The following is a 22456-nucleotide window of genomic DNA, read 5'->3' on the forward strand; positions in this document are numbered from 1 at the left end:
CCGAGTTGCGAAAGGACGCCATGCCCGAACCGACGAGTCGACCGGACGGACTTGCCGGGATCAGGACGCTGCCGCAACTCTTGCGCTGGCGCGTCAGGGCGACGCCGACAGCGGAGGCGTATCGACATTTCGATGCGACCGCGCAGCGCTGGATCAGCCAGTCCTGGCACGAGATCGATGCGGAATTCGAGCTGTGGCGGCGCTCGCTCGCAGCGGAGGAGTTTGCGCCGGGCGAGCGGGTCGCCATCCTGATGCCGAACGGCATCGCGCATATCGCCATGGACCAGGCTGCGCTGTCGCGCGGCCTCGTGCCGGTGCCGATGCATGCCGTCGACAACCCCGATAGCATCGCCTACGTCTTGGTCGATTCCGGCGCGCTGCTGCTGTTCGTCGATACGCTGGAGCGCTGGCAGGCGATCGTGGCGACCGGCCAGTCGCTCGACCATCTCAAACGTGTCGTCTGCGCGGATGCAGGCGGGCTGATCACGCCGGATGGGCGTATCGTCGGGCTCGACCACTGGCTCGCGCAGGCCCCCGGCGCGAGCGCGCCGCTGCCCGACGTCGCGATACAGCCGGACGACCTTGCCGCCATCGTCTACACCTCGGGCACGACCGGGCGGCCGAAGGGCGTGATGCTGTCACACGCCAACGTGGTCGCTAATGTGAAGACGATCGCGCACCGCATCGCCGCCGAACCTGGCGACGTCTTCCTGTCCTTCCTGCCGCTCTCGCACACGTTCGAGCGCACCGGCGGCTATTACTACCCGATTGCGGCCGGCGCCTGCGTCGCCTATGCCCGCTCGGTGCCGCAACTCTCGGAGGATCTGAAGCATGTGCGGCCGACGGTGCTGGTCTCGGTGCCCAGGATCTACGAGCGCATCTACGCGCTGATCATGCAGCATCGCGCTTCAGCGGGAAGCATCGAGCGCGCGCTGCTCGACCTCACCATCGCCGTCGGAGGGCGGCGTTTCGATGCGCGGCAGCGGCATGGCGTGCCGTCGCTGCTCGAGCGGCTGGCCTGGCCGCTGCTGAAGCGGATCGTCGCCGACAAGGTGCTGGCCCAGCTGGGCGGCCGCCTGCGTGTCGCGGTCTCCGGCGGCGCGCCGATCGCCGCACCCGTCATTCGCCTGTTCCTTGCGCTCGGGCTCGACGTGCTTCAGGGCTACGGCATGACCGAGACCTCGCCGGTGGTCTCCGTCAACACCATCGACGACAATGATCCGCACTCGGTCGGCCATGTCCTCGACGGCGTCGAGGTCAAGCTGGGCGAGAACGACGAATTGCTGGTACGCGGTCCCAGCGTGATGGTCGGCTATTGGCACAAGCCGGCGGAGACGCGCCGCGTCAAGGACGCCGACGGCTGGCTGCATACCGGCGACCAGGCCCGAATCGAGAACGGGCGCATCACCATCACCGGCCGCATCAAGGATATCCTGGTGACGTCGACGGGCGAAAAGATCGCGCCGGTGGACCTGGAGACCGCGATCCTCACCGATCCCCTGTTCGAGCAGGCGCTTGTGGTCGGCGAGCAGCGGCCGTTCCTCACCGCGCTGGTGGTGCTCAATGCGAAAGCCTGGGTGCAGGAGAAGGAAAGGCTGGCCGCTAGCGGCAAGCAAGGCGGCGCGGCGGAACGGGCTGCGCTGCTGTCGAGAATAGCGGCGACCGTGAAGTCTTATCCGTCCTACGCGACACCGCGCGCGGTGTGGTGGACGCTTGACCCGTGGACCATCGCAAGCGGCCTGCTCACGCCGACGCTGAAGAACAAGCGGCCTGCGCTCGAGCGCCGATTCGCGGAGGAGATCGAACACGTTTATGCGAAGAAGCCTGCGGCGATAACGTCGACGTGATGTCGCCTCGTGTCCCGCTTGATCCAGCGCAACCTGGGTCGCTGCCTCGCGGTGCAATGTCATCGCCGAGTTCGAACGGTCATCGAGGCAGGTCATGAAGGCGTATTTCATCGGCGGTGGCATTGGATCGCTCGCGGGCGCGGCGTTCCTGATCCGCGACGCGCAGCAGGCGGGGCGTGACATCGTGATCTACGAGGCCCAGCCGCTGGTCGGCGGCAGCCTCGACGGCGCGCTGCTCGCGAACGGCGCCTATTCGCTGCGCGGCGGGCGCATGCTCACCACCGACCATTACGAATGCACCTGGGATCTGCTCTCCAGCATTCCCTCGCTCGAGCATCCCGGCCTCAGCGTCCGCGACGAGACCATCGCGTTCAACCTGGAGAACCCGGCGCACTCGCAGGCGCGGCTGGTGGACCGCAACCGCTTCAAGGTCGACGTCTCGCATATGGGGTTTTCCGCGCGCGACCGGCTCGAGTTGCTGCGGCTCACCGAGGCCTCGGAAGAGGCGCTCGGCAACAGCCGCATCACCGACTGGCTCTCGCCGAAATTCTTCGAGTCCAATTTCTGGTACATGTGGCAGACCACCTTCGCGTTCCAGCCCTGGCACAGCGCGGTCGAGCTGAAGCGCTATCTGCACCGCTTCATGAGCGAGTTTCCGCGCATCGAGACGCTCGCCGGCGTCAAGCGCACCGTCTACAATCAGTATGATGCGATCGTGCAGCCGCTGGTGGACTGGCTCAAGCGGCAAGGTGTGCAGTTCGTGCGCGGCACCGAAGTCACCGACATGGCGATCGAAGACTCGGACGGACGCCTGCGGGTGCGCCAGCTCGTGCTTGACCGCGACGGCCGCACGGCCAATGTCCGGCTCGAAGACGGCGATCTCGTGTTCTTCCAGAACGGCTCGATGACGGACGCATCGAGCCTCGGCACCATGACCGAGCCGCCGCCGCATCTGACCAAGAAAGACAGCCATGGCTGGGCGCTGTGGGAGACGATCGCGCAGGGGCGTCCCGAATTCGGCAATCCCACCGTGTTCAACAGCTCGATCCCGGAATCCTATTGGCTGTCCTTCACCGTTACCTGCTGCGATCCACGCTTCTTCGACCGGATGGAGGCGTTCTCCGGCAACAAGGCGGGCACGGGCGGCCTCGTTACGTTCAAGGATTCCAACTGGCTGATGTCGGTCGTGCTCTATCACCAGCCGCATTTCGCCGGTCAGCCGAAGAACGTCCAGGTGTTCTGGGGGTACGCGCTGCATCCCGTTCGCGTCGGCAATTTCGTCGCCAAGCCGATGTCCGAATGCGGCGGCGCGGAGATCCTGAAGGAGCTGTGCGGTCATTTGAACTTCGATCCTGCGGTGTTCGAGGACGCGATCTGCATTCCCTGCCGCATGCCCTACATCACCAGCATGTTCATGCCGCGCCATCTGGCCGACCGGCCGCTTCCGGTGCCGACGAACTCGGTCAACCTCGCCTTCGTCAGCCAGTTCGTCGAAATCCCCGACGACGTCGTGTTCACCGTGGAATATTCGGTGCGCGCGGCGCAGATGGCGGTCTATCAGCTGATGAAGATCGATCGCCCGGTGCCGCCGGTGACGCGGCACGACAAATCGCTGGCTGTAATCTTCGCGACGCTGGAGAAAGCGTTCGCGTGAGGGCTACTTGAACGGATCCTGGATCGACGGCGCCGACTGCCGGATGCGGCGCACGCTCACCGGCGTGCCGTCGGAGACGAACAACAGTTCGTAGCGGCGGCCCTCGCTGTCGGTGGCGGAGCAGGTGACATCGTTGACCTTCTTCGCAGCGAAATTGCCGGTCTGGCGGCAGAGGCCCGTCGAGGTCTGCTCGGCCGGCACCGGCAGGCCGTCGACCTTCGGCCGGTCCTTGGAGTTGAGCAGCATGCGGTCGATCGGCAACTCGTAGGAATTGTCGTCGGCCCGCTTGCCGTTCTCGCCCGAAAACGACACGACGTGACTGGCATCGGAAGGGTCGTCGACCGCGACCGAGAAATTGACCCGGCCCTTGTCGCCATGGGCGTAGGCGACCGTCTTGCAGGCAAAGGTGCGACCGGCGACCTTGAGCGTCTTGCAGTGGCCGGACATCAGCGCCAGCAAGTCGATGTAGGAATTCTGCGGAATTTGCGGATTGTTGACCCGAGTCGGGCTCAAAGGTTCGGCGAAACAAGGGCTTGCCACGGCAGCAAGGGTCGCGCTCAGCACCAGCGCGGCGACCTGCGGCTGCCTGCAGACGCGCATCGCGAATCCCATCCCCAAGGTGGAATCGCAAATCGATCGCGATCGCGTTTGTCCTGCAAGCTCTCTCTGGAATACCACCGCGTCACCCCGACGGCGATTCGTCCAAATCGCCCAAGCCGTCCCGCAGGCACTTGCCGTCAGGCCGGTGTTTTTTTCGTGGCAGCGCTAACCTGTCGCCGCCTGCCAGCGCCTGTCGCGAAGCGAGGGCCGACGGTGCAGGCGGGCGTCCAGCAGTGTGCGGGCGCGGGCGAGCTCGCCGCTGCGCATGAGGGCGACGATATAGGTGTCCTCGATCAGTTCGCGCTGGGCGTGGCTGCCGCCGATCCGCACGACCTCGCCGAGAACGGGCGCGAGCGTTTGCGCGCAAACCCCGTAATCCTCCTCGGCAAAGGCCGCCAGCGCGCGGATGATCGCAGGCACCACGGGGCCGGCCGGCAGCTTGCCCTCGGCAAGGCGCTGCTCGATGGTCGCAAGGCGCGCGCCCAGCGCGGCGTGGTTTTGCGTCGCCGCCGCGAACAGGGCCATGTGGATGTCGGCGAAGGACAGGCTCGCTTTCGGAAAGAGCCTTTGCGCGCTGACCTCGGCGTCGAGCCACAGCGCTTTCGGCACAGTGTGTCCGTATGCCGACAGGCGCCACAGAAGCGACGCCGCGTCGGTCACGAGGTTGAGCGGCGGTGCCTGCGTGACGGACGGCTGCAGCACGTCGGCATAGATCGACAACGCGCGCGCCGCATCGCCATGCTCCAGTGCGCCAAGCGCCTGGTGCCAGCGGATATGCCCGTGCAGGATTCCGGCGCGGTCGTAAGAGGGAATCCAGTCGTCGACGAGGCGGTCGGCCGCCTCGATCGAACCGTCTTCGAACATCGCGTGCAGCACCGCATGCGCGGCGTGGGCGTTGGCCCGGCGCATATTGAAGCCGCGCTCGGTCACGGCGCGGCCGCGTGCGACGTCGCCATTCTCCGTCATCGCCCAACCGGCCATGGTGAGAAACCACCAGTCCTCGCCGTAACGCTGCGCCACGCGCTCGCACAGCTCATGCCGCGCGCGGTCGTGGTCGGCCATGCCGGAGAAGGCGAACAGTCCGAACGCACCGAGCGGCAGCGACAGCACCAGGGCATCGCGCGGCCAGCTCTCGATGTGTCTCAGCGTCGATGCGATCGCCTCAGGCAGCCGTCCCTCGATCGCCAGCGCCAGCGTCTCGACATGCGAGCGCTCGCGCTCCGTGCCGCGCCTGGCGACCAGCTCGCGCGCGTGCGCCGCCTTGCTCCGGGCCAGATCGCCCTGCTGGTAGAAGGCGTGCACGCGGGCACGGGCGATATGGGGAAGCGCGAAATCCGGGTCGGCCGCAATCGCGCGCTCCAGCGTCTCCGCCGTGCCGGTCCAACCCGCGAGCATGAGATCGACGCCTTCGCGATAGGCGGATGCGGCCGCATCGGAGTTGGTGGAGAGCGGCAGGCCGTAGCGATCTTCGAGCGCCATCGTCGCCTCCCCCTCTCACGCCGTCCGCGCGCGGCGGCCTTCGATCGGGTAGGCGGGATCGTTGTAGCCGGGCGTCGAAGGGTGGCCCGGCACGACCAGCCGGTCGATCAGGGCCTCGTCGTCGGCGGTGAAGCGATAGTCGAGCGCGCTGATGTAGCCGTCCCACTGCTCCTCGGTCCGGGGGCCGGCGATGACGGCTGAGACGAAGGCGGAGTTGAGTACCCAGGCGACCGCGAACTGGCCGGCCGAAATGCCTTTCTTCTCGGCATGAGACTTGATTTCCTGCGCAAGTTGCAGTGATTCCGGCCGCCATTCGGTCTGCATCATGCGAGTGTCATTCCGGCCGGCGCGCGTTTCCCTGTCGGGCGCGGCATCCGGCTTGTATTTGCCGGTGAGCACGCCGCGCGCCAGCGGACTGTAGGGCACGATGCCGAGGCCGTAATAGGAGCAGGCCGGGAAGTGCTCGACCTCGGGCATGCGGTTCATCGCATTGTAATAGGGCTGGCTCACCGCGGGTCGGTCGATGCCGAGGCGATCACAGATGTTGCAGATCTCGGCAACGCGCCAGGCCCGATAGTTCGATACGCCGAAATAGCGTACCTTGCCGGCGCGGATCAGGTCGCCCATCGCGCGCACCGTCTCCTCCAGCGCCGTCGCATGGTCTTCCTTGTGCAGATAGTAGATATCGATGTAATCGGTGCCGAGCCGCTTGAGGCTCTCGTCGGCGGCTTGCAACACCCAGCGCCGTGACAGCCCGCCGCGATTGGGATCCTTGCCTATCCCAGCGTTCATGGGATTGGCGAGTTTCGTCGCGAGCACCCAGGCGTGGCGATTGCTTGCGATGGCGCGGCCGACGACCTCCTCGGAGCCCCCCTTCGAATAAGCGTCCGCCGTGTCGATGAAATTGATCCCTGCGCCGTGCGCCTTGTCGACGATCCGTTTCGACGCGGCTTCATCGGTCGGGCCGCCGAACATCATGGTGCCCAGGCAGATCGGCGACACTTTCAGGCCGCTGCGGCCGAGCTGACGGTATTGCATGGGCGTCCTCAACGCTTTCGTTGGGGCGCAGCATAGCCAGCTAGAGCCGTCATTGCGAGCGTAACGAAGCAATTCAGAGCTGCGTCCGCGGAAAGATGCTGGATTGCTTCACTGCGTTCGCAATGACCAGGTTGGGGCACGCTCATGCGTCATACTCGGTGTCATCGCCCGCGAAGGCGTGCGATCCAGTATTCCAGAGACGGCGCTGGGATAGGGAGAGGCCGCGGCGTACTGGATTCCCCGCCTTTGCGGGGAATGACAGCGAGGTGCGTGGTTGCGGCCTGACGACGCCTAGCCCGGGCCCTTCAAGATCTTGAACACGCCGTTCGCCATCACGATGCAGCGACCATCCACGGTCACCTCGGTGCTCATGAAGATCAGGCTGCGGGTCGCGCGCACCACGTGGGGGCGGGAGATCAGGATGTCGCCGATCTGACCAGCCTCGACGAAATGGGTGTCGAGCTGCACCGTCGCCATGTATTCCTTGCCGGAGACGTAGCGGGCGGTCATGCCGCAGGTGCGATCGGCGAAGGTCATCATCACGCCGCCCTGGACCATGCCGCGGCGGTTGTGGTGCTTGTCCTCGGTCGCGAGCGCGAACTCGTAATGACCGTCGACCTTGCGCTCCCACAGGGGCCCGATCAGGTGCATGAAGCCGGTGGTTTCGAGGATGCTCCAGCCGTCTGATTTGAGCCTTGTCGCGGCCTTGCTCGTCATCTTTTCGTACATCCCTGCAACGCGTCTCTCTCCTCGTTTCATCAGATGCGGTCCTGGTGTAGTCAAGCATCATGAGACCTTTTGGAGATGCCACCAGACGGAATATCGAAGCCGCCTGCGCCTCCTTCGCGCGGCTGCCTGACGAGGCTGCGCCGTCGGCGCTGAAGCGCGCCGCGGTGGTGCTCGCGCTGACTGAAGCCAATGAGGGCGATGACACCGCCTTCCTGCTCACCAAGCGCGCATCGAGCCTGCGCGCGCATCGCGGTCAGTGGGCGCTGCCGGGCGGACGCTGCGATGCCGGCGAGACGCCGGTCGAGGCGGCGTTGCGGGAGCTCGACGAGGAGCTCGCGCTCAAGCTTTCTGCCGACGCGGTGCTCGGTCTGCTCGACGATTATCCGACCCGCTCCGGCTATCTCATCACTCCGGTGGTGGTGTGGGCGGCCGACAGCGCCGCGATCAGGCCAAACCCGGACGAGGTCGCCTCCGTCTATCGTATCGCGCTCGACACGATCGAGCGCGACGAGGCGTTCGATTTCGCGGCGATCCCCGAAAGCACCCGCCGCGTCATCCGCTTTCATCACCAGATGAGCCTGATCCACGCGCCGACGGCCGCCCTGATCTACCAGTTCCGCGAGGTGCTGGCCGGGCGGCAGACCCGCGTTACCGAGCTGGAACAGCCGGTTTTCGCCTGGAAATGAAGGTAAACGGCACGTTAACGTGACGGTTACCGGATGCCTGCTAAGAGGGCAGCATGCATCATTCGATTCGAAACAAGCTTGCGCTGGTTCCACTTGCGCTCACCTTGCTCGTGCCTGCTGCGCGTGGCGAGACCGACGCGCTGCCGCCGACGGTCCGCAATGCCAATGCCCAGCTGCTGTCGCAGTTTTTCGCGCAAAGCGCGGGGGCTTCGCCCGCTGTGCTCGAATATCGCCGCAAGCTTGCGGAATATCAGGCGGCGCGCGCGGCCTTCGACGCCGAGGCCGGTGCCTATTGGAGCCAGATCTCGGAGAAGCGGAAGGGCCGTAACGCCAAGCGGCGCAGCGGGCAGCAGGTCACGCTCGACGATTACGTGCTGGAGCATCCGCCGCTCTATAACGGGCCGAAGAAGCCGGTCAATCCGGAGCCGGAGGAGACGCCGGACCGTCCCGCGAAGAAGCCGATCCCGGTGGTCGCCGATTTCCTGCGCGCGGCGCAGGAGCTCTACCAGTTCACGCCGCAGCGCCCGGCGAGCGAGATCGAGTTCAAGCGCGCCTATGCGCGCTACGCGCTGGCCTCCGGGCTGACCCGGGAGCAGGCGGTGCGGGTGTATTCGTTCGAGACCGGCGGCACCGGCAATCATGACGTGCAGGCGGGAATCGAGCATGGCGGCAAGCGCGCGATCTCGACCGCGATGGGCTACAACCAGCTCCTGACCACCAACAGCGTCGAGCTGCTGGCAGAGCAGGGGCATGAACTCATTCGCGCGCTCTCCGAGAAGGTGGCGCGGACGTCGGGACCGGCGCGCCAGTCGCTCGAGCACAAGCTCGTCGTGCTGAAGAAGATGGTGGCGCATGCGAAGTCCGTGCCCGACACCTGGTCGGAGCACGAGAAGATCGGCAACACCGCGCAGGGCTGGGCCATGCATGCCATGGTGCTCGACATCGATGTCGGGCCGATGCTGCAGACCCACAAGCTCCTGACCTCGGTGCTGTTCGCCCGCGCCAAAGGCTACACCCGACCGCTCACCGCAGCCGAGCTCGAGATGATGAACCTCACCGGCGATGGCACCGGGCTCGATATGGTGACGATGCCGCAGGCCATGCGCGAGCAGGTGCCGACCTCGAACTTCTTCCAGCGCGGCGGTTACGAGCGCAACCCGGTTGCGATCCGGCACAACACCGTGGCGAAGCTGCTCGCCGTGACGGACGACCGGATGGATTCGAACAGCAACAAACCTGGCGCAAGGGAGATGGCGGCGGCGTTCTAAAAGCGTTTGCCATGACCTCCGCTGTCATGCCCGCGAAGGCAGGGCATCCAGGACGCCGCGGCCTCTCGATTCAGGCACAACTGTCGCCCCAGTGCGCAATTGCGCACGAGGCGGACGAGACCTGAGTGCTAAGCGCCGCTATCGCCTGCCAGCTCAAGCCTTTTACTGATCCGGGCCAAACTTGAACTTGCCGTCGCCTTCCAGGTATGGGCCGCTGCGCATATAGAGTTGGCCGTTATGCCCGATGAAGAACAGCGTGCCCCGCGGGACCTTCTTGGCGCCCTTCAGGAGCTCGCCGGCGTTGCTCGTGCCCATCTTGTAGGAAAAGGTCTTGCCGTCCTTGTCATAGGCGTAGCCCGTGTCGGGCTTGAGCTCCCACGGCGTCGCCGGGGCTTGCGCGAAAGCAGGCCCGGCGAAGGCGCCGAGCGTTACGAGTGCTGCCGAAACAAATGCAAATGTCTTGGTTGAAAATGCCATGATCCCATCCTCCCCGCCGTTGGGGCATCGGGCTTGAACAAATCACGAACGGCATATCAGGGTCAATTTGCGAAAGCGCCGCAGCGCTTCACGTCTTGCCCAGCAGTTTGTGATTTTCCCTTCGTCCCCTCGCGACTATGTTCCGCTTTCCGTCTAGAACGCAACTCGACAAAACCATTGGCAGGGATGATTCGGATGCGCCATGTGATTAAACTTTGCTGGGCTGCTGCATTGTCGTTGACGGCGCTCGCGCCGGCGGCCCAGGCCGATGATTACCAGCTCAGCCACAACCAGCGCATTTCGTGCAGCCGCGGCCTTGCCCCGGGCAAGCTGAACACGGCGACCTGCAAATCCTACACCTATCTCTTCAACACCAAGACCTCGGAATACTTCCGCTGCCAGGTGTCGCTGGCGCTGACCCGCGACAACAAGGAAGTCATCAACGTCCAGACCGACGGAGGCTGCACCAAGAAGCCGCGCATCTTCGAGACCGACGGCAAGTATGATTTCGACGCGACCGAGACCGAGCCGCCGAACACCAATTCGTTCTTCGGCCCCGGCGGCTATTCGGTCTGGGCCGCCGACGTCGGCGCACAGAAGATCCGCGGCTGCATCACCATCTCGTCCGGCCTCGGTTCCGACATCTCCAAGTGCCTGGACATGACGTTCCAGTGAGGGCGCCGCACCTGCCAACAGCGAGCCGCCGCAGATTGGCCGGGTCCGAGAAAGCCCTCGTCCTTCGGACAACAGCTCCCGCGGCCTCCTCACGATGAGGCTGTATGCAGCCTTCCCTGCCGAAATGGTGCTACGCACTCCGCCTTTAGCTTGAGGGCGCGCCGTTGGCGGGCCCTCATAGGATGTGCCGCTAGCGACTGCGCCACCTCGCCGCACCCGCGGGTTCCCGAAAAATCGAGCCGGATCGGCCGTTTACCGCAGCTCAGCTTTATCTTTTGGATGGGTTGACCCGCATCCCTCATCCGGCCAATTTCGCCGCCGGTTTGGGGAGAACAACAACCATGAAACGGACCATTTTCGGCGCGGCCGCGGCTCTTGCTCTGGCGGCGTCGGCACCTTGCGCGCAGGCGCAATCCTTCATCAACGTGCTGACCGGCGGTACCTCCGGCGTCTATTATCCGCTCGGGGTCGCGATCGGAAAGATCTACGGCGACAAGATTCCGAACGTGAAGACGCAGGTGCAGGCCACCAAGGCGTCGGTCGAAAATCTGATCCTGCTGCAGCAGGGCCGTGGTGAGCTGGCCTTCACGCTGGGCGATTCGCTCAAGGCCGCCTGGGACGGCGACGAGGAGGCGGGTTTCAAGACCAAGCTCGACAAGCTCCGCACCATCGGCGCGATCTATCCGAACTACATCCAGATCGTCGCGACCGCTGAATCCGGCATCAAGACGCTGGCCGACCTCAAAGGCAAAAGCCTCTCCGTCGGTGCGCCGAAGTCCGGCACCGAGCTGAATTCGCGTGCGATCCTGGCCGCCGCCGGCATGAGCTACAAGGATCTCGGCAAGGTCGAATATCTGCCGTTCGCCGAATCGGTCGATCTCATGAAGAACCGCCAGCTCGCAGCGACGCTGCAATCGGCCGGTCTCGGCGTCGCCTCGCTGAAGGATCTGTCGACCTCGAGCCCGATCACGGTGGTGTCGGTGCCGAAGGAGACCGTCGACAAGATCGGCCCGCCCTTCGTTTCCGCGATCATTCCGGCCAACACCTATACCGGCCAGGACAAGGACGTGCCGACCGCGGCCGTGATCAACTACCTCGTCACGAATTCGACCGTGTCGGACGATCTGGCCTATCAGATGACCAAGCTGATCTACGAATCGCTGCCGGAATTGCAGAACGCGCACGCGGCCGGCAAGGAGATCAAGCTCGAGACCGCCGCGACCGGCAGCCCGGTTCCGCTGCACCCCGGCGCGATCCGCTATTACAAGGAAAAAGGGCTGATCAAGTAGGGTCGGTTCTCATCATCGGACGTCATGGCCGGGCTTGTCCCGGCCATCCACGTTCTAGGACTCGGTGAGAAAGCTCGTGGGTGCCCGGGACAAGCCCGGGCATCACGGGCTGCAGACGCCAAGCGAACGCTATAAGCGCTGGACGGTGGGGACATATCAATGTTGCAGGCAGAGGGCCCGGCGCCGGCGCCGGAAAAGATCAAGGTTGAGTTCGACAATTTCGAGCACGGTTTCCCGGAAGGCTTCGGCCCGCGCGGGTGGGGGGCGCTTGCCTATTGGATCGGCATCGCCTTTGCGACCTTCCAGCTCTATGTCGCTGCCTTCAACTATCTGCCGAGCCAGGTGGTGCGCGGCGTCCATGTCGGCTTCCTCGTCCTGCTCACCTTCGGCCTGATCGCCAACTTCACCGCGAAGAGCACCGCCGGCCGCGCGCTCGGCTGGGCGGTCGGCGGCGCCGGCTTTCTCTGCGGGCTCTACCAGTGGATCTTCTACGCGGATTTGATCGCGCGCGACGGGGATCCGACGCGGCTCGATCTCGTGGTCGGGACGGTGCTGGCCGTACTGATCTTCGAGGGCACGCGGCGCCTGATGGGCGCGGCGCTGCCGCTGATGTGCGGCGCGTGCCTGGTCTACTGGTTCTTCGGCCAATATCTGCCGTCGCCGCTCAACCATCGCGGCTACGATTTCGACCAGATCATCACGCATCTGTCGTTCGGCACCGAGGGCTTCTACGGCGTGCCGATCTACGTGTCGGCGACCTACATCTTCCTGTTCATATTGTTCGGCTCGTTTCTGGAGCGCGCCGGCATGATCCAGCTGTTCACCGACGTTTCGCTCGGCCTGTTCGGCCGCACCCGCGGCGGACCCGCGAAAGTCGCGGTGTTCGCCTCTGGCATGATGGGCACGATCTCCGGCTCCGGTGTCGCCAATGTCGTCACCGTCGGCCAGTTCACGATTCCCTTGATGATCCGGTTCGGCTATCGCCGCGCGTTCGCCGCCGGCGTCGAAGCCACGGCCTCGATGGGCGGCCAGATCATGCCGCCGGTGATGGGCGCGGTCGCCTTCATCATGGCCGAGACGCTCGGCGTGCAATATTCCGAGATCGTCAAGGCGGCGGCGATACCCGCCATTCTCTATTTCGCGTCCGCGTTCTGGATGGTGCATCTGGAAGCCGGCAAGCACGGCCTCGTCGGCATGAAGCGCTCGGAAATCCCGAGCGCCTGGAAGGCGCTGGTGACGCGCTGGTACCTCGTACTGCCGCTTGCCGCGCTCGTCTACATGCTGTTCGAGGGTTTTACGCCGCTCTATGCCGGAAGCATGGGCCTTGCGCTGACGGTGGCGCTGATCCTCGGCACCGCCATTACCACCGGCGCCTCCTCGAATGTGATCCGCATCATCTTCTGGGTCGGACTTGCGCTCATCGTCGCCGCGCTGTCGCGTGACGGTCTCAAGATCGTGCCGGTCGCGAGCGTCGTGGTCGGGCTGATCGTGATTGCCGCTTTCGTGCGTGGCGGGTTCAAGGCCTTGCGCGAGTGCCGCGATGCGCTGGCCGAAAGCGCCAAATCCGCCATCACCGTCGGCATGGCCTGCGCCATCGTCGGCGTCATCATCGGCATGATGTCGCAGACCGGCGTCGGCACCATCTTCGGCGGCTGGGTGATCGGGCTGGGCGAGAAGAGCCTGTTCCTGGCGCTGATCATGACGATGCTGCTGTCGATCCTGCTCGGCACCGGCATCCCGACCATCCCGACCTACATCATCACCGCGGCGCTCGCCGCGCCCGCGCTGGCAAAGCTCGGTGTGCCGCTGATCGCGAGCCACATGTTCGCGTTCTACTACGGCATCATGGCCGACCTCTCGCCCCCGGTGGCGCTGGCCGCGCTCGCGGCGGCGCCGATCGCCAAGGAGAATCCGGACAAGATCGGCTGGGAGGCGATGCGCATCGCGCTCGCCGGCTATGTCATTCCGTTCATCTTCGTCTATTCGCCGGCCTTGATGCTGCAGGCCGGCGATCCAATGGCAGCCAAGCTCGGTTTCTATGGTGCGGTGGCATTGGCGAGCGTGAAAGCCCTGGTGGCGATCGCCCTGTTCGGCATGGTGGCGATCGGTTTCCTGTTCACGCGCCTGACGCTGATCGAACGCCTGGTCGCGCTCGGCGCCGCATTCTGCCTGCTCGGCGACTTCCAGCTCAGCGACACCGCGGGGTTCGCGCTCGCTGCGGCCATCGTGCTGTGGCAATGGCGGCAGCGCCCGCCTGCGCCTGTCGAGGCGGTGTGAGCCTCTGCTTCGCCACCGCCGGCGGCGTGAAGGCGCTGGCGCTGTCCGCGTTCACGCTCGTCTGGACGCATTCGATCGCGAAAGTGGACTGGCAGGAGGACTGGCGCGTCACTCCCGCCGGCCTCGAACTGGTGCAGGCCCGCGTCAAGGGCACCGGCCCCGGCATGGAGCCGCCGCCCGAGGCGCAGTTGGTCGACGGCTGGTTTCAGTGGCAGCCCGCGCGTGCGCCGATGCTGGAGGTCGTGCTCGGTAATTCGGGCGCCGCCGGGGAGTGGCGGCTTTGCCATGATGGACAATGCCGGACGCTGTCGGAGATTGTCGGGCATCCCATAGGTGCTAACGTCACCACGATGAAAGTCTGCAAGGATCCGTAGCCCGCATGAGCGGAGCGATGTGCGGGAACGGCTGCTCCCGATATCGCTGCGCTTATCCGGGCTACAAGAACAACAAGGATACACAGGATGGATCGGCTCAAGGGCAAGGTTGCGATGGTGGTGGGGGCCGGTTCGATCGGACCGGGCTGGGGCAATGGCAAGGCCACCGCGGTGACCTTTGCGCGCGAGGGCGCGCAGGTGTTTTGCGTCGACCGCAACGGCGCCGCGGCCGAGGAGACTGCAGAGATCATCACCGGCGAAGGCGGCAAGGCGATCGCCTTCACGGCCGACGTGTCTCGCGCGAACGAGATCGAGGCGATGGTGGCGGCGTGTCTGAAGGCCTATGGCCGCATCGACGTGCTCGACAACAATGTCGGCATCGCCGAGATGGGCAGCGTGGTCGAGGTCACCGAGGAGAGCTGGGACCGCGTCTTCAGCGTCAACCTCAAGAGCGCCTATCTCGCCATGAAGCATGTCATTCCCGTGATGGTGAAGCAGGGCGGCGGCTCGATCATCAACATCTCTTCGATCGCCTCGATACGCCATGTCGGGATTTCCTATGTCAGCTACAACGCCAGCAAAGCGGCGATGAACCAGCTCACGCGCTCCACCGCGGTCGAGTTCGCGAAGAGCCATGTGCGGGTGAATGCAATCCTGCCCGGCCTGATGAAGACGCCGATGGTGGAGCACTCGGCGGGTCTCGCCAACAGCTATGCCAAGGGCGACGTCGAAGCGATGTGGCGCGCCCGCGATGCGCAGGTGCCGATGGGCCACATGGGCGAGGCTTGGGACGTGGCCAATGCGGCGCTGTTCCTGGCGTCAGACGAGTCGAAATATGTGACGGGGATCGAGCTGGTGGTGGACGGCGGGATCACGTGCAAGGCGGGGTCGTAATTTCAATCTCCGCTGTCGTCCCGGGGCCGGGACGACAGCGGAGTGTTTGGCGACCTACTGCGCCAGCGCCAAAATCCCGCCGGCGAATGAGTGCCACGCGGCCGTTTCGCTGATCGGCCAGTTCAGTACCTTCACCGCCAGCAGCGCCAGCGTGCCATAGATGTAGACCGGATGCACACGGCCCTCGCTGCGCCAGTCGCGCACCATCGCGACCACGAGCAGCAGCGAGGCGACGACCGCTGGTGCGATCGTCACCGGTACCGGCGGCGGGCCGGGCGGTCCAGGAGGCGCGAGGAAGGTCAGGAACCAGCGGGCGATCGCGGCATCGAGGATCGAGACTGCGGCCAGGAGCATCAGGCGCTTGTGAATTTCGGGCTTGCGCATGTTCGTGATCGCCAGCACGAAGACGATTGCGAAGAACGCGATCCCGCTCATCGGCACGATCGAGAATCCGATGCCGGCCTCGCGCTGGCCGAGGGCCGCGGAATGCTGCATCACGTGCACGGAGGCGAGGAAGCCGAAGATCGTCATCGCGGTGGCGAGTGACACGCCGGCGATGCCCAGCGAGCGGTGATTGACCACGCGGCCCGAGGCCGCGAGCCAGGTTTGAAGCACGAAATAGAGGGACCAGGTAAAGAACAAGAGCCCGTGAAAGTGAATCACGGGGCTTGCGGAGAGCGTCCGGTTGGCGAGCGGGACCCAATAGGTCGGTGCGAAGCCGAGAAACGCGGTGGCCGCGCAGGCCAGGGACATGTGCAGGTAAAAATATCGTGCAGGCGCCGCATCTCGCGCGCGTACACGACGGTCGTCGGTCAGGGTCGTCATGAGGAGTGTGTCTGGGAAAGCGGAATTTGGTTCAAACCGCTCTCGTCAGAAATCGGCGCTTCGTTTGTCCGGGACGACTGCGTAGTTTTTGGTGCTGTGCGCTATCCCCCCGCGCTCAATTCTGCGCGATCGAGCTCCTCTTCAAGTCGGTGGAACGCGTCGTCGCCGATCACTTCGGTGGCGCGGAGCTCAACGATCGATTTGCGTGCGGCCGCGATGGCGCGGCGGCGCAGGGGGTCGGCGGGCAGTTCGCCATTGGCGATGCCGCCGTTGGGATCGCCCTCGGCTTGCATCAGGATGGCGCGATATTCGAGCCGCAGGATCTCCGCCTCCTCGGACGGATCGCTCTCGATCGCATCGAGCGCGGCACGATAGCCGACGGCACGCGCGCGCGCGACCTCGGTGCCGACGGGATCATCGTCTTTGAGGCCGAACGCCAGGATCAGTGGCCGCAGCGTCAGGCCCTGGATCACCAGCGACCCCAGCACCACCGCAAAGGCGATGAAGACGATGAAGTCGCGATAGGGAAAATTCTCCGGCAGGGCGAAGGCGGTTGCGAGCGTGACGAGGCCGCGCATGCCGCACCAGGAGATGATGAGACCGCCCTTCGGCGAGGCCACGGCCTTGGGGTCCTTGGGATGAAAGAATCCCCGCGCCACGAACACGCGCAGGATCGTGCGATAGAACGTTACCCAGAGCAGTCGGACCAGCACCACGGTGAGCAGGATCCACGCGGCGGCCACACAATATTCCCAGCGCACGTCCGCATCCAATCGTGTCCAGATCGGCCGCATCTGCATGCCGATCAGCATGAAGGCCAGTACGTTGAGCACGAACACGGTCGTCTCCCAGACCGCATAGGACGGCACCCGCAGCCGCGCCGGCATGCGCTGCCCCGCCGAGCGCGCCATCGTCATGGCATAGACGACGATGGTGAGAATGCCGGAGAGGCCGAGATGCTCCGCGGCGATCCACACCATGAAAGTGGTGGCGAACTGCACGATGATCGCGCTCGGCGCTTCCTTGACGCGCTCCAGGAGCAGCGGAACGATGTAGCCCGCGAGCAGGCCGGCGACGACGCTGCCGACCAGCGCCAGCGCCATGGTCGGCGCGACCTGACTCCAGGTCAGATGCTCTGTGGCGACCGCACCAACCGCGATGCGATAGATCAGGAGCGCGCTCGCGTCGTTCAGCAGGCTTTCGCCCTCCAAAACCTTCACCATGCGATGGGGCAGCTTGACCTGGCTCAGGATCGCGACCGCGGCGGCCGCATCGGGCGGCGCCACGATGGCACCGAGCGCGACCGCGGCGCCCCATGGCATCCCGGGCATCAGCCGGTGCGCGACGAAGGCGACGCCGGCCGTGGTCAGGCCGACCGCGGCGACGACCAAGGTCGACACCGGAACCCAATTGTTGCGCAAATCGCGGAGCGAGGTGTCGAAGGCCGCATCGAGCAACACCGGTGCGACAAAAAGCGCCAATGCGAGGTCCGGCTCCAGCGCCCAGGACGGGCTGTTCGGCACGAAAGCGATCAGCGCGCCGCCGATGGCGAGAAAGGTCGGGTAGGGGACCTTGATCCGCCGCGCCAGCGCCGATAAGGCAACGGCGCCGAGCAGAAGCGCGATGATCCATTCGAATGTCGACACGATGATTCCCGAAGCCGGTTTGAGCGGCGCCACAAGCTAGCACCAATTCGGCCGTATGATGGATAGTGCGTCCCCGAGGCAAGACTTAAGCCAAGGCTTAGGGCAAGGCTAAGGGCAAGACTCAAGCGGACTTCCAACAGCAAGAAACATGCGTTTTCAAAACCTCATTCACGCGTCAGCTGCCATATTGTTTTGCGCGATGTCGTTCCATGCCGCCCGGGCTGCGACCGGCGGCGAGCCGGCTGCGGTGATACAGGTCGATGTCGCCTCATGCCTCGCGGCGGCCGCAGCCGATGACATGGACAAGGCCGCGACGTCCTGCGCGGCCGTGATCGACAATGAGAAGACGGCGAAGGCGGATCTGATCAAGGCTCTGGTCGCGCGCGCCGCGCTCCATGCGCGGCATGACCAGGTCGACCGCGCCATCGCCGACGACAGCCGCGTTCTTTCGCTCGACCCTGCGCTCGCCGACATCTGGAATGCGCGCGGCGAGCTCTGGCTGAGGAAGGGCGACAAGCCCAAGGCGGTGCAGGATTTCGGCGCGGCACTGAAGATCGATCCGAACCACGAGAAAGCCAAGGCCAATCATAAGGCCATGGCGCGCGAGATCGAGCGGATCGGCGCGCAGATGGCGGTCGCCGGCAAGCCGAGCTTCAATTGCAGGAGAGCGGCGCGTGCCGTGGAAAAGGCGATCTGCGGCAACCGCGAGCTCGCCGATCTCGATCGGGAGATCTATGGATCAAACGCGCGAACAATCCGGGAGGCGCGCAATCCGACGGAAGCGAAGAGTCTCCAGCGCGAACAGGATGAGTTCATCGCCCGCCGCAATGCGGCGTACGGCCGGCCGGGATATGATTTGAAGAAGGCGATGCAGGAGCGGCTGCGGCGGATCAACGGCGTGGACGGGTATTAGGCCCTTGCTTCACGAGAGACCGTCATGCCCGGGCTCGTCCGGGCAGCCGCCTTCTTTGTGCCGCGCGCAAGACGCGGATGACCGGACAAACCCGACCATGACGGCGCGGACACAGGCGATTTTGAACCCATCCTCTTCCTGCCGCGACAATGGTGAGAACCCGACGCCACGGAGCCCTATGTCATGCGCGGCACGCATTCTTCCGCGCAAGCGCTTTCGCTTGCGACAATCTCGCTTCGCGCCTTTCTTCTCGGGGCGGCAATGAGCCTCGTCCTTGGAGCTCCCGCCTCGGCGGGCGCCGATTGCGTCATGGGCAGCAAGGCTGCTCCTGCGGAGCTGATCCCGGCTTGCAGCAGCATCATCGACCAGGCCTCGAACTCAACGTCCGACCGCGCCGCGGCGCTGCTGGTTCGTGCCGACGCGCATGCCCGCACCTCGGGCGGCCTCACACAAGCCCTGCGGGACATTGACCGCGCCATTGCGCTCGACGGCAGGAATGCAAAGGCCTGGCGCTTGCGCGGCGACCTCCTGCGCGAGGCGGGCGGCGACCTCAATCGTGCGGCGGCCGACCTCAGCAAGGCGATCGAGCTCGATCCGCAGGATGCGGAAGCCTACGAGCTGCGCGGTGTCGTCTACACCACCCAGCGCAGGCTCGACCGTGCGCTCGCCGATTACGACCAGGCGATCAAACTGAAGCCGGATGATGCGCAGGCATGGTCCGACCGCGGCGTGAACTACTATCTCGGTGGTGACAACGAGAAGGCGATCAAGGATCTCAGCGAGGCGCTGCGGCTCGATCCCAACCGTCCCCGCACCTACACCAACCGCGGCGCCGCATACAAGAAGCTCGGACAGCTTGACAAGGCCGTGGCCGACGACGGCGAGGCGATCAGGCTCGATCCCAAGGTGCCCGAATACTTTGACAATCGCGGGCTCACCTATGCCGCGATGAAAGAGTACGACAAGGCGATCGCCGATTATGACCAGGCGCTGCGCCTGGCGCCCCGACCGAACTTCTTCACCAATCGCGGCGATTCCTACCAGTTCAAGGGTGAGCTCGGAGCCGCGCTCGGCGATTACGAGGCTGCGCTGAGGCTCGATCCGAATTTCGCGCTGGCCTACAACAACCGCGCGGTGCTCTACAAAAAAATGGGCGAGCGCAAGAAAGCGCTGGCCGATTACGAGACGGCTCTCAAGCTCGATCCTGGCAACGAGAACGCTGCCAACGGCCGCCGCATCATGATCGCTGAGATCGCGAAATTCGGAGATGAGCCGCAGCGCCCTCTCGCGGCCGCCTCCGGCAATGGCCCGTCCTTCGCTTGCGCGACGGCCAAACGCGAGGTCGAGAAGGTGATCTGCGCCGATTCGCAACTCAGCATGCTCGACCGCCAGATCGCCGAGACCTACGAGCGCGCGCTGAAATCGGCGAGCAAGCGCTCGGCCAGCGAGCTGCGCAAGACCCAGCGCGAATTCCTCAGCCTCCGCAATGCCAGCTTCGGTCGCCCGGGCTATGATCTGAAGAAGGTCATGCAGGAGCGATTGCAGAAGCTGAATGCGACGGAGAGTTGAGGCGGGCTCTTCACCTCTCCCCGCCTGTCGGGTGAGCGCGATTCTCCGTCGGTCCGGCTCTTACCGGGATTGCGGATGCAGCCCCTCAGCCCGACCCTCTCCCGGTCAAGATGGGGAGAGGGAGAATTGGCCCATCCTTTTCAGCTTGAACCGCGGCCCGTTCCCGGGAAAATAGCCCCTAAGCAAGGCCTGCGATTGATCCTGGTCATGGCGGGACGCCCGTCCTGCCACAAGGTTCAGGGCACAGGCGAATAAAGGGATGGGAGCGCGGGAATGAACGCCGACGGTAAGAGTCGTTATCAAGAAGTCCATGCGCGCTCGCTGGCCGATCCCGAAGGCTTCTGGGCCGACGCGGCGAAAGAGATCGACTGGATCGAGCCGCCGAAGACGATCTTCGATCCCTCGCAAGGAATCTACGGCCGCTGGTTCGCCGGCGGTGTCGTCAATACCTGCTACAACGCGCTCGACCGCCATGTCGAACGCGGCCGCGCCGACCAGGTCGCGCTGATCCATGATTCGCCGCTGGCGGGCAGCGTCACCAAACTCACCTATGCCGAATTGCTGCACGAGGTGCAGGCGCTTGGCGCCGTCATGCAGGATTTCGGCGTTGCCAAGGGCGATCGCGTCATCCTCTATATGCCGATGGTGCCGGAGGCCGTGGTCGCCATGCTTGCCTGCGCGCGCATCGGTGCGGTGCACTCCGTGGTGTTCGGAGGCTTTGCGGCGAAGGAGCTTGCCACCCGCATCGACGACGCGCAGCCGAAACTCATCCTCTCCGCAAGCTGCGGCATCGAGCCCGGCCGCATCGTGCAGTACAAGCCGCTGCTCGACGAAGCGATCAAGCTTGCCGGCAGCAAGCCGAAGGCCTGCATCGTGCTGCAACGTCCGCAACTCACCTGCGACATGACCCCGGGCAGGGACTATGATTGGGCGAGCCTGCGCCGCAAGGCGATCAACGACGGCAAGAAGGCCGCTTGCGTGCCTGTCCCCGCCACCGATCCGCTCTACATCCTCTACACCTCGGGAACCACGGGCATTCCGAAGGGCGTCGTGCGCGACAATGGCGGCCATCTCGTCGCGATAAAATGGTCGATGTTCAACCTCTATGGCGTCAAGCCCGGCGAAGTGTGGTGGTGTGGCTCCGACATCGGCTGGGTGGTCGGCCACAGCTACATCGTCTACGGCCCACTGCTGCACGGCGCAACGACGATCATGTATGAGGGCAAGCCGGTCGGCACGCCCGATGCCGGCGCATTCTGGCGCGTCATCGCCGAGCACAAGGCGGTTGCGTTCTTCACCGCGCCGACCGCGTTCCGCGCGATCCGGAAAGACGATCCGGAAGGAAAGTTCATCCGGAAACACGACCTGTCGAAATTCCGCACCCTGTTCCTCGCTGGCGAGCGAGCCGACCCGCCGACCGTCGAATGGGCGGAGCAGCAGCTGAAGGTGCCGGTGATCGACCATTGGTGGCAGACCGAGACCGGCTGGTGCATCGCCGGCAACCCGGTCGGGCTCGGCATGCTGCCGGTGAAACACGGCTCGCCGACGGTGCCGATGCCGGGCTATCAGGTCGACGTGGTCGACGAGGCGGCGAAGCCGGTCGGCCCCAACACCATGGGCTCGATCGTCATCAAGCTGCCGATGCCGCCGGGTTGTCTGCCGACGCTGTGGAATCAGGACGAGCGCTTCAGGGAAGCTTATCTCAGCGAATTCCCCGGCTACTACAAAACCTCCGATGCGGGCTACAAGGACGAGGACGGCTATGTCTTCGTCATGGGCCGCACCGACGATATCATCAACGTTGCCGGCCATCGGCTCTCCACCGGCGGCATGGAGGAGATCCTGGCTTCACATCCCGATGTCGCCGAATGCGCCGTGCTCGGCGTCAAGGACGCGATCAAGGGCGAGGTGCCCTGCGGCTTCCTCGTGCTCAAGACCGGCGTGAAGCGTGCGCCTGCCGAGATCGAGAAGGAGATCATCGCGCTGGTGCGCGACAAGCTCGGCCCGGTCGCGGCCTTCAAGCTCGCCATCACCGTCGGCCGCCTGCCCAAGACCCGCTCCGGCAAGATCTTGCGCGGCACCATCAAGAAGATCGCCGACGGCGATAGCTGGACCATGCCGGCGACGATCGAGGATCCCAAGGCGCTTGACGAGATCGGGGAGGCGCTGAAGGGGCGGGTGTGACGTGCTCTCCGTCATGCCCGGGCTTGACCCGG

19 protein-coding genes are annotated in these 22456 nt (G+C 65.0%); 12 read left to right on the forward strand and 7 right to left on the reverse strand.

The features are described from left to right. Positions 1–20 precede the first annotated feature (20 nt). A complete protein-coding gene (locus JQ580_RS01155; RefSeq protein WP_212277924.1) occupies positions 21–1847 on the forward strand; it encodes an AMP-dependent synthetase/ligase in 1827 nt (608 codons plus the stop codon). A 94-nt stretch (positions 1848–1941) separates the two neighbouring features. Further along, positions 1942–3501 carry an oleate hydratase gene (locus JQ580_RS01160; protein WP_212277925.1) on the forward strand — a complete coding sequence of 520 codons (1560 nt, stop codon included), beginning with the start codon at positions 1942–1944 and terminating at the stop codon, positions 3499–3501. A 3-nt stretch (positions 3502–3504) separates the two neighbouring features. Here the strand turns inward: JQ580_RS01160 and JQ580_RS01165 are convergent, their stop codons facing one another. The 4 genes from JQ580_RS01165 to JQ580_RS01180 all read right to left on the reverse strand — a co-directional run bounded on the left by JQ580_RS01165 (position 3505) and on the right by JQ580_RS01180 (position 7335). Next, positions 3505–4101, reverse strand: a complete 597-nt coding sequence (locus JQ580_RS01165) for a hypothetical protein (RefSeq protein ID WP_212277926.1) — start codon at positions 4099–4101, stop codon at positions 3505–3507. A gap of 165 nt (positions 4102–4266) precedes the next feature. Further along, positions 4267–5580, reverse strand: coding sequence for a tetratricopeptide repeat protein (locus JQ580_RS01170; RefSeq protein ID WP_212277927.1), 1314 nt, complete (start codon positions 5578–5580; stop codon positions 4267–4269). Positions 5581–5595: 15 nt separating this feature from the next. Then, complete coding sequence (locus JQ580_RS01175; RefSeq protein ID WP_212277928.1) at positions 5596–6618, reverse strand: aldo/keto reductase; 1023 nt, start codon at positions 6616–6618, stop codon at positions 5596–5598. Positions 6619–6909: 291 nt separating this feature from the next. Then, entirely contained in the window at positions 6910–7335 is a 426-nt protein-coding gene (locus JQ580_RS01180; protein WP_212277929.1) for a PaaI family thioesterase, read from the reverse strand. A gap of 71 nt (positions 7336–7406) precedes the next feature. On the opposite strand from JQ580_RS01180, the gene JQ580_RS01185 reads away from it, so the two are divergent. Together JQ580_RS01185 and JQ580_RS01190 are read left to right on the forward strand one after the other, a co-directional pair. Then, the gene (locus tag JQ580_RS01185) at positions 7407–8033 is read left to right on the forward strand and encodes an NUDIX hydrolase (protein ID WP_212277930.1); all 627 of its coding nucleotides are present in this window, start codon (positions 7407–7409) and stop codon (positions 8031–8033) included. Positions 8034–8086: 53 nt separating this feature from the next. Next, positions 8087–9301 (forward strand): hypothetical protein, encoded by a 1215-nt coding sequence (locus JQ580_RS01190; RefSeq protein WP_212277931.1) that lies wholly within the window; start codon positions 8087–8089, stop codon positions 9299–9301. A 162-nt stretch (positions 9302–9463) separates the two neighbouring features. Here JQ580_RS01190 and JQ580_RS01195 read toward each other — a convergent pair whose 3' ends face one another. Beyond that, positions 9464–9778, reverse strand: a complete 315-nt coding sequence (locus JQ580_RS01195) for a hypothetical protein (RefSeq protein WP_212277932.1) — start codon at positions 9776–9778, stop codon at positions 9464–9466. Positions 9779–9973: 195 nt separating this feature from the next. On the opposite strand from JQ580_RS01195, the gene JQ580_RS01200 reads away from it, so the two are divergent. From JQ580_RS01200 to JQ580_RS01220, 5 genes are all read left to right on the forward strand, one after another. After that, positions 9974–10453: a hypothetical protein gene (locus tag JQ580_RS01200; protein ID WP_212277933.1), complete on the forward strand. Its 480-nt coding sequence runs from the start codon at positions 9974–9976 to the stop codon at positions 10451–10453. Between the two features lie 341 nt (positions 10454–10794). After that, a complete protein-coding gene (locus JQ580_RS01205) occupies positions 10795–11742 on the forward strand; it encodes a TAXI family TRAP transporter solute-binding subunit (RefSeq protein ID WP_212277934.1) in 948 nt (315 codons plus the stop codon). A gap of 159 nt (positions 11743–11901) precedes the next feature. Next, on the forward strand, positions 11902–14019 hold the full coding sequence (locus tag JQ580_RS01210) for a TRAP transporter permease (protein ID WP_212277935.1): 2118 nt from the start codon (positions 11902–11904) through the stop codon (positions 14017–14019). Then, a complete protein-coding gene (locus JQ580_RS01215) occupies positions 13980–14393 on the forward strand; it encodes a DUF1850 domain-containing protein (protein ID WP_212277936.1) in 414 nt (137 codons plus the stop codon). Before JQ580_RS01210 ends, JQ580_RS01215 begins: the two co-directional genes overlap by 40 nt. An 87-nt stretch (positions 14394–14480) precedes the next feature. Next, positions 14481–15287, forward strand: coding sequence for an SDR family NAD(P)-dependent oxidoreductase (locus tag JQ580_RS01220; protein WP_212277937.1), 807 nt, complete (start codon positions 14481–14483; stop codon positions 15285–15287). Between the two features lie 54 nt (positions 15288–15341). Here the strand turns inward: JQ580_RS01220 and JQ580_RS01225 are convergent, their stop codons facing one another. Then, the gene (locus JQ580_RS01225; protein WP_212277938.1) at positions 15342–16112 is read right to left on the reverse strand and encodes a hypothetical protein; all 771 of its coding nucleotides are present in this window, start codon (positions 16110–16112) and stop codon (positions 15342–15344) included. Between the two features lie 101 nt (positions 16113–16213). Continuing rightward, positions 16214–17791: a cation:proton antiporter gene (locus JQ580_RS01230; protein WP_212277939.1), complete on the reverse strand. Its 1578-nt coding sequence runs from the start codon at positions 17789–17791 to the stop codon at positions 16214–16216. A 115-nt stretch (positions 17792–17906) separates the two neighbouring features. Between JQ580_RS01230 and JQ580_RS01235 the strand changes: the two genes are divergently transcribed. The 3 genes from JQ580_RS01235 to JQ580_RS01245 all read left to right on the forward strand — a co-directional run bounded on the left by JQ580_RS01235 (position 17907) and on the right by JQ580_RS01245 (position 22424). Further along, entirely contained in the window at positions 17907–18671 is a 765-nt protein-coding gene (locus tag JQ580_RS01235) for a tetratricopeptide repeat protein (RefSeq protein ID WP_212277940.1), read from the forward strand. A gap of 183 nt (positions 18672–18854) precedes the next feature. Continuing rightward, positions 18855–20240, forward strand: a complete 1386-nt coding sequence (locus JQ580_RS01240) for a tetratricopeptide repeat protein (RefSeq protein ID WP_212277941.1) — start codon at positions 18855–18857, stop codon at positions 20238–20240. Between the two features lie 273 nt (positions 20241–20513). Beyond that, complete coding sequence (locus JQ580_RS01245) at positions 20514–22424, forward strand: propionyl-CoA synthetase (protein ID WP_212277942.1); 1911 nt, start codon at positions 20514–20516, stop codon at positions 22422–22424. The last annotated feature ends 32 nt before the right edge of the window (positions 22425–22456 follow it).

This window comes from Bradyrhizobium sp. SZCCT0148 (assembly GCF_018129985.1).
GTDB lineage: Bacteria > Pseudomonadota > Alphaproteobacteria > Rhizobiales > Xanthobacteraceae > Bradyrhizobium > Bradyrhizobium japonicum_H.

Coding starts and splice junctions, on each gene's coding strand:
- JQ580_RS01205 (WP_212277934.1), top strand. CDS start 10,795: ATGAAACGGACCATTTTCGGCGCGGCCGCGGCTCTTGCTCTGGCGGCG.
- JQ580_RS01185 (WP_212277930.1), top strand. CDS start 7,407: ATGAGACCTTTTGGAGATGCCACCAGACGGAATATCGAAGCCGCCTGC.
- JQ580_RS01200 (WP_212277933.1), top strand. CDS start 9,974: ATGCGCCATGTGATTAAACTTTGCTGGGCTGCTGCATTGTCGTTGACG.
- JQ580_RS01215 (WP_212277936.1), top strand. CDS start 13,980: ATGGCGGCAGCGCCCGCCTGCGCCTGTCGAGGCGGTGTGAGCCTCTGC.
- JQ580_RS01175 (WP_212277928.1), bottom strand. CDS start 6,618: ATGCAATACCGTCAGCTCGGCCGCAGCGGCCTGAAAGTGTCGCCGATC.
- JQ580_RS01170 (WP_212277927.1), bottom strand. CDS start 5,580: ATGGCGCTCGAAGATCGCTACGGCCTGCCGCTCTCCACCAACTCCGAT.
- JQ580_RS01220 (WP_212277937.1), top strand. CDS start 14,481: ATGGATCGGCTCAAGGGCAAGGTTGCGATGGTGGTGGGGGCCGGTTCG.
- JQ580_RS01210 (WP_212277935.1), top strand. CDS start 11,902: ATGTTGCAGGCAGAGGGCCCGGCGCCGGCGCCGGAAAAGATCAAGGTT.
- JQ580_RS01165 (WP_212277926.1), bottom strand. CDS start 4,101: ATGCGCGTCTGCAGGCAGCCGCAGGTCGCCGCGCTGGTGCTGAGCGCG.
- JQ580_RS01240 (WP_212277941.1), top strand. CDS start 18,855: ATGCGCGGCACGCATTCTTCCGCGCAAGCGCTTTCGCTTGCGACAATC.
- JQ580_RS01155 (WP_212277924.1), top strand. CDS start 21: ATGCCCGAACCGACGAGTCGACCGGACGGACTTGCCGGGATCAGGACG.
- JQ580_RS01235 (WP_212277940.1), top strand. CDS start 17,907: ATGCGTTTTCAAAACCTCATTCACGCGTCAGCTGCCATATTGTTTTGC.
- JQ580_RS01190 (WP_212277931.1), top strand. CDS start 8,087: ATGCATCATTCGATTCGAAACAAGCTTGCGCTGGTTCCACTTGCGCTC.
- JQ580_RS01180 (WP_212277929.1), bottom strand. CDS start 7,335: ATGACGAGCAAGGCCGCGACAAGGCTCAAATCAGACGGCTGGAGCATC.
- JQ580_RS01225 (WP_212277938.1), bottom strand. CDS start 16,112: ATGACGACCCTGACCGACGACCGTCGTGTACGCGCGCGAGATGCGGCG.
- JQ580_RS01160 (WP_212277925.1), top strand. CDS start 1,942: ATGAAGGCGTATTTCATCGGCGGTGGCATTGGATCGCTCGCGGGCGCG.
- JQ580_RS01245 (WP_212277942.1), top strand. CDS start 20,514: ATGAACGCCGACGGTAAGAGTCGTTATCAAGAAGTCCATGCGCGCTCG.
- JQ580_RS01195 (WP_212277932.1), bottom strand. CDS start 9,778: ATGGCATTTTCAACCAAGACATTTGCATTTGTTTCGGCAGCACTCGTA.